Raw genomic sequence first — 6491 nt, 5'->3', positions numbered from 1 at the left:
GCCGTGACGTCCACGGGCCGCGAGCCGCGGCGTGGCGCGGGCATACGCGGCGAGGGCGACGAGGAACACCGCGAGGCTGGCGCCCCAACGGGCCGGACCGGCGGTGTCCTGCAGGCAGGAGGCCCACCAGAAGAAGTCTTCGGCCAGGTCTCCCGAGCCGTAGAGCATCGCGACGAGCAGCAACGCCGCGGGGGGCAGCCACAGCAGGTCGGCCTGCCCGGCGGCGACGGCGAGGAGGGCAAGCCCGCCGAAGAGCACCACGTTGGCCGCGACCGAGGAGTACGCCGCGAACGGCGCACCCGCGAAGCCGATCGTCGTGAGGGTGCCGACCACGACGGTGACGGCGGTGACCCACCCGAGACGCGCTGCTCTGAGCCGGCGCGTCCCCGGCGGCCCGACGGGGAAACGGGGGTCGACGCGATAGGTGGCGGCGGCGCCGATCGCGATCCCGGCGAGGAGCGCGACGAACTGCGGCACCGGTACGGGCAGGGGGAACCGCACCAGCTCGCCGATGCCGTCCACGTCGGTGCCGGCCGTCAGCGCGGTGCCGAGTGCGGCGAGCACGGTCAGGGCGAGCGCGGTGCGCACGTCATGGACGGCGCACCACGCCCGGAGTCCCCGGACGGTCGATCCGCGTGCTAGAAGTCGCACCGGTCGAACCTCGCGAGGATCTTCTCGGTCTGCGCGGGGGAGAGGGGTGTGAAGCTCTTGGTCTCGGCAATTTCGCTGAGGTCGAGCGGGTCGATGTCTCGTTCGAGGGAGAGCCAGGTGGCGGCGAGTTGTGCCTCGTCGGTCCAGAAGGCGTCGCTCGGCCCGATAACTGACGTGAACTGCGGGCAGAACGCCGGTGACAGGAGGTTGGTTACGTAGTCGGCGTCGCCGAGACCGGGCTCGTCGCCTCCGTCCGGTTGCGGGACGTGGGGGTCGAGGGTGAACCAGAAGACGCGTTCCCCGGGCTTGGGATGCTGGTAGTTCCCGGCATCCTCGACGAAGCGGTCGGGAATGAAGGCGGGATAGCCGTGGTCGCGTGCGGCGTCGGTGAGGCGGGTGAGGAACTGTACGTAGGAGTCTCGCCAGGCCTCGCTCTCGGTGTAGGTGCAGATGGTGGGGTTGCCGCCGCACACGGTGGGTGGGTGCCATGCGTCGACCACGCGGTCCTGGGGCATGCAGGGGAGCGGGGCGGCCAGCAGCGCGAGGCCGAGCAGGCCGGCGACCAGACCTGTGGCCGAGGGCAGCGCGGAGTGTCTGCGGAGCCGGACCGGGGCGAGGAGCAGCAGGGCCGAGGCCACGGTCAGCACGCCGATCTGCGCCAGCAGGTAGGAGGCCGAGTACTCGCCGCCGATCCACGCGACCTCCCACATGCCGAAGTTCAGAGGGACGAACCCCAGGTACGTACCGACGAACTCGAACAGGGCGAACAGGGCTCCGGCGGCGAGCAGTGCGGCGATCAGCGGGCGGGTGTACCGGCCGATGAAGCTGCCGACGGCACCCGCCGCGAGGCTGATGAACGGGAGCACGGCCAGGGCGAGCAGCGCCCGAGCGACCGTCGCGGCACTCACCTCGGACGGTGCGACGAGGGCGAGGGTCACGAGCCCGATCAGGAGCTGGATCGCGGCGACGGGCACCCACGCGGCCGCGAGGGCGACGACGTAGGGGCTGCGCCACGACGGCAGGAGTCCTGCCAGGTATTGCCGCCCGGGGGAGGACAGGCGCGCGGCGTCCACGGCCACCACGGCGGCGAACATGATGCCGAAGATGTAGTACGGGACACCGAGCTCGCCGGCCGCCAGGGAGATGTTGCCGTTCCAGGTCCAACCGTCCTGCGCGATGTTGATCGCCGAGAGCACGGCGAGCGCGACGAAGGACCAGAAGCCCAGGTGGGTCTTGGCCAGGTAGCGGATCATGCGGCGGCCCCGGCTGCCGGGGTGGACAGCGCGGCGGTGATGGCTCGTTCCAGCGCGGTGGCTCCGGGGGCGTCGGGGGCGTCGTGTGCCGCGAGCTCGTCGACGGTGCCGTCGTAGCGCACCGAGCCTTCGCGCAACACGAGGACGCGGTCGGCGAGGGCGGCGACGTCCTCGACGAGGTGGGTGGAGACCACCACGGTGCGCTGTGCGGCGATCGCCCCGATGGTGTCGCGGATCGCGACCCGCTGCAGCGGGTCGAGGCCCGCGGTCGGCTCGTCCAGCAGCAGCAGGTCCGGGGAGTGGACCAGCACGTGGGCGAGGCCGAGTCGCCGCCGCATGCCGCCGGACAGCGTCGAGATCCGGGAGCCCGCGCGGTCGGACAACCCCACGGCGCTGAGCGCGTCGGCCACTGCGTCGGCGCGGTGGGTACGCGGCACGGCGAACAGCCAGGCGACGTGCGTCAGGTACTCGGCGCAGGTGGCCCGGCCCGGGAAGTCGACGTCCTGGGGCAGCAGCCCGACCTGGTGCGGAGCGCGGGAGGAGCCCGCGAGCCGCACCGAGCCGGACCGGCTCTTCTCGATACCGGCGAGCACCCGGAAGAACGTCGACTTCCCTGCCCCGTTCACCCCGACGACGCAGGTGACCCCCCGCGGGAACGTCGTGTTCACGGGGCCGAGGGTGAAGTTCCGGTAGCGCACGCGCACGTCGTCCACGACCACCGTCGCGGGCGCGGCCCCTACCACTTGTCCGCCCCGGTCGGCGTGTACCCGGTGCACTTGTCCGGGTGGACCTTGATCTGCAGGCAAACTTTGACCTGCGCGCGCGCTGCGGACGAATCGACGTCGACATCGTGAGTTCTTTTTTTCTTGACCCACCTCCGGACGTTGACCGTTCCGCTGTTCAGGTGCTCCTTGCTGAAGAACTTCTTCGTGCACGAATAGGAGTTGCCGAACGAGCCGCCGACACCCGCAAAGGTGACTCCCAGGCTGGTTCCTGTACTGCACCTGCCCGTGTTGTACTGAATGAGCGCGCTGAAGTAGGTGTGCCGCCCGTGATTACGAGAGGCGCGCACATAGCCCCGAGGGTATGCCTTCAGGCCATCGTTCGTCCGGTGCGCCGAGAACCACCCGTAGCCGTAGCCCTTGTCGATGGTGGTCCTGCCGTAGGTGGCGATGAGTGGATGTTTCCTCGAGGCCCACGTCGACGTGTCATCGACGGCGCTGGCGCTGATCGGGACGAGCGTCACGACAGCGAGTGCTGCCGCGACGATCAGTCGCAGCCGCTGTCGTGGGCGCAGGGTCGCGGTTCCCATGCTTCCTCCTCGTGCTGGTGTCGCCGGTCATGGTCGGCCGACCACGAGCGAAACTAGTTGCCCGGCGCACCGTGCGCTGTCGGATTGCAGGATCTGCACGGAGGCGATCTCGGCGGGCTCGGACGACGGCGAGCGGCGTCGTCGGGTGTGTCCGCCGATGTCCCGCCCGGGGCTTCGCGGTCCGGTCCGCCGGGAGAGCCCTCCCACCCCCGGACCTGCCAGGGGACTTGCCTTCGCCCCACCCCTCGCTGCGATCATGTCCCGGGCGCGGCGGCGGACCGCGCCGGGACCGCACACGATCGGCAAGGACGGGAGCGCCGCGTGACCACGACGCACGACGGCGACGCGCCCGCGCGCCGCGGCCCCGCCGACGACGCGATCGAGCGGATGCGCGCCGCGGCCGCGGACGCCGGGCGCGACGAGGGTCCGGGCGCCGCGGGGACCGTCGACCCGTCCGTCCTGCGCACCGTGCTCGCCACGCTGCCGCACGACGACCAGCGCCTGTTGTGGGACCGGCACGTCCTGGGCCGCGAGGCCGCCGAGATCGCGGCCGAGCTGGGGATGCACGCCCGAGCGGTGCTGCACCGGCTGCGCCGGGCGGAGGAGCGGCTGGCCGCGGCCTTCGCGGCGGCGCACGCCCGGGCGTGCCCGCCCGGGTGCGTCGACACCCGCCAGTCGCTGCACTCGTACGTGCGCCACCGCCTCACCCCGGTGCGGCGCACGGTCCTCGAGGCGCACCTGTTCGGCTGCCAGGACTGCATGCGGGCCTTCATCGACGTCCGGGAGGCCGGCTGGGCCGTGCGCGACGCCGGCCCCCTGCTGCTGGCGGGCACGGTCGCGGGCACGGTCGCGAGCGGTGCGGCCCCGGTGGTCGTGGGTGTGCTGGGCGCAGAGGCGTCGGGGTCCGGAGTGCTCGGCTGGGCCGGGCCCGTGGGCGCCGCGCTGGCGGCCGCGGGGGAGTGGGTGCGGGCGCTCGTCCTCCGGCTCGGCCAGCTCGGCAAGGGCGGTCTCGTCGCCGCCGGCACGGTCGCCGGGGTGGCCGTGGCCGCCGTCGCCGTAGCCCTCGGCGGTGGTGGGGGCGGCCCCGTGGCCGCACCGCCCGTGCCGGCGGCCACCGCGTCCGTCGCGGCACCCGCACCGACGGCGACGCCGCCCGCCGCGCCGGCCGAGCCCGAGCCGGACGCCTCGACCAGCACGCCGGACCCGATCCCGGCCGACGGCGCGACGCCGACAGGGGACCCCACCGCTCCGGCGACGTCGGGCCCAGCGTTCCCCACGCCGACATCTCCGACGACGCCGACGACGCAGCCGACGACGCCTGCCGACCCCACCCCCTCGACGCCCGGGACCCCGGGTTCTGCGACCCCGGGCGGGTCGTCGTCGACCGCCCCGGACCCGACCACCACGGGCCCGACCACCACGGACCCGACCGCCAAGCCCCCGACCGCCAAGCCCCCGACCACCACGCGCCCGACGCCCACCCCGACGCCGACGCCGACGCGGACGACGTCCACTCCGCGGCCCACCCCTACGCCGACACGCGACCCGGACCCCGTCCGGTCCACGGTCCAGGCGGACCTGCCCGGGCTGCGCGGCGTGTTCCGGGTGACGCCGAGCCAGGACGACGTCGAGATCGTCGCCGTCTCGCCGTCCAAGAGCTGGATCTCCGCGCGGGAGTGCCGGGACGGCAGCTGGTACGTCGCGTCGCGCCGCTACCAGCAGGCCGGCGTCGCCGTCACGGTCGACGCTCCCGCCGACGCCGACACGTCGGTCTCCCTCGTGCGCACCGGCATCTGGCCGGGCTGGCTGCAGACCTGCTGACTCCTGCCGACCGAACTGCCGCCCGAACTGCTGCCCGAACTGCTGCCCGACCTGCCCGCCGACCGGCTCAGCCGGCGGTGCGCTCCAGCAGCACCAGCACCTCGTAGTGACCGGACTGCGGGAACATGTCGAGCAGGCGCGCGCGCCGGGGCCGCAACGACGGCATGCGCGCGAGGTCCTCGGCCAGGGTCACCGCGTTGCAGCTGGAGTACAGCACGTGCGTGGCGCCGGACTCCTCCAGCCAGCGCGACAGGTCGGCGCCGATGCCGCGCCGCGGCGGGTTGACGACCACCAGCTCGGGCGCGGGCACCCCGCCGTCCTGGGCGAACGTGGTGGCGTCCCCGGCCGCGAACCGGACGTCGCGCACGGCGTCGGCCCACCAGGCGGCGTCGTGGCCACCGACGACGGCGTCCGCGGGCAGGTGGGCGAGCTCGCCGCGCGTGCTGCTCGCGCTGGCGATCGCCTCGGCGGAGATCTCGATGCCGGTGACGGCGCGGCCCGGGGCTGCACAGTGCAGCGCGAAGCCGCCGACGCCGCAGTACAGGTCCCACAGCGAGGCGGGCGCCACCTCGTCGACCCACTCCCGGGCCTGCGCGTACAGGGCGGAGGCGACGGCGGTGTTCGTCTGGAAGAAGCTCTGCGGGCGCAGGTGCAGCGTGATGCCGTCGAGCCGCATCGGCAGCGACTGGCGCTCGGTGAGGACGATCTCCTGCTCACCCTCGAGCACCGCCGCGTGCGCGGGCTGGACGTTGACGCTCACGACCGCGACCTGCGGCAGCGCCGCCAGCAGCCAGGGCAGGTGCTTGCGCAGCCGGGCCACGGGCTCCTGGCTGCGCAGCACGAACCGCACCATGAGCTCGCCGTCGGCCGACAGCGTCACCAGGACGTGCTTGAGCTCGCCCCGCCAGGCCGACTCGCGCGCCGTCTCCCGGCGTCGGGGGCCGCGGGAAGGCGACGTCGCGTCGTAGGGCTGCAGGCCGGCCCGGGTGATCAGCTCGGCGAGCGCGGGGAACGTCGCCTGCAGCGCGGGCGGGTAGAGGCCGCAGTCGGTGAGGTCGACGCCCTGCCCGGCGAACGGGCCGGCGGCGGAGCCGAGGATGCCCAGCACGGGCGCGTCGACGGTGCCGCTGACCACCATCTTCGCCTTGTTGCGGAACCCCGACTCCGGGCCTGTGACGGCGGGCAGCCAGGACACGCCGTCGTCGGCCAGCAGGGCCCGCACGTGCGCCTCCTTCTCGGCGACCTGCGTGGGGTACGGCGTCGCGAGGAGGGTGCACGAGTGGCAGCGACCGGCGTCGAAGTGAGGGCACTGCACCGACCCATTGTCCCGCAGCCCACGCTGTGGGTACGGAAACGGCGAGACTTAGCGACCGAATTCTGGCCGGTTTCGGTGCCACAACGGCCGGGCGGGGCGGCCCCGACGATGCACAACGGCTGGGCCGCCGGCGCGGCGG

At 73.6% G+C, this 6491-nt stretch carries 6 protein-coding genes; 1 reads left to right on the top strand and 5 read right to left on the bottom strand.

Annotation, left to right across the window (positions count from 1 at the left end):
- The 4 genes from ACFT55_RS18410 to ACFT55_RS18395 all read right to left on the bottom strand — a co-directional run.
- The coding region (locus tag ACFT55_RS18410) for a hypothetical protein (RefSeq protein ID WP_380245293.1) at positions 1-588 on the bottom strand (588 nt) is incomplete at its 3' end.
- 50 nt (positions 589-638) lie between these two features.
- Positions 639-1904, bottom strand: a complete 1266-nt coding sequence (locus ACFT55_RS18405) for a hypothetical protein (protein WP_380245292.1) — start codon at positions 1902-1904, stop codon at positions 639-641.
- Entirely contained in the window at positions 1901-2617 is a 717-nt protein-coding gene (locus tag ACFT55_RS18400) for an ABC transporter ATP-binding protein (RefSeq protein WP_380245291.1), read from the bottom strand. Before ACFT55_RS18400 ends, ACFT55_RS18405 begins: the two co-directional genes overlap by 4 nt.
- Before the next feature lie 23 nt (positions 2618-2640).
- Positions 2641-3216, bottom strand: a complete 576-nt coding sequence (locus ACFT55_RS18395; protein WP_380245290.1) for a hypothetical protein — start codon at positions 3214-3216, stop codon at positions 2641-2643.
- Positions 3217-3537: 321 nt separating this feature from the next.
- Here ACFT55_RS18395 and ACFT55_RS18390 point away from each other — a divergent pair, with 321 nt between their 5' ends.
- Complete coding sequence (locus ACFT55_RS18390; protein ID WP_380245289.1) at positions 3538-5037, top strand: RNA polymerase sigma factor; 1500 nt, start codon at positions 3538-3540, stop codon at positions 5035-5037.
- 67 nt (positions 5038-5104) lie between these two features.
- Here ACFT55_RS18390 and rlmC read toward each other — a convergent pair whose 3' ends face one another.
- Positions 5105-6352: a 23S rRNA (uracil(747)-C(5))-methyltransferase RlmC gene (rlmC, locus tag ACFT55_RS18385; RefSeq protein WP_380245288.1), complete on the bottom strand. Its 1248-nt coding sequence runs from the start codon at positions 6350-6352 to the stop codon at positions 5105-5107.
- Positions 6353-6491: the final 139 nt, after the last annotated feature.

It is taken from the genome of Isoptericola sp. NPDC057191, from assembly GCF_042670225.1.
In the GTDB taxonomy this organism is placed as follows: Bacteria; Actinomycetota; Actinomycetes; order Actinomycetales; family Cellulomonadaceae; genus Isoptericola.
The sequence above is the reverse complement of the archived record's forward strand: the minus strand, read 5'-3'. Positions and strand labels throughout refer to the sequence as shown.

Excerpts from the sequence above, each read along its gene's own strand:
- ACFT55_RS18405 (WP_380245292.1), bottom strand. The coding sequence starts at position 1,904 with ATGATCCGCTACCTGGCCAAGACCCACCTGGGCTTCTGGTCCTTCGTC.
- ACFT55_RS18395 (WP_380245290.1), bottom strand. The coding sequence starts at position 3,216 with ATGGGAACCGCGACCCTGCGCCCACGACAGCGGCTGCGACTGATCGTC.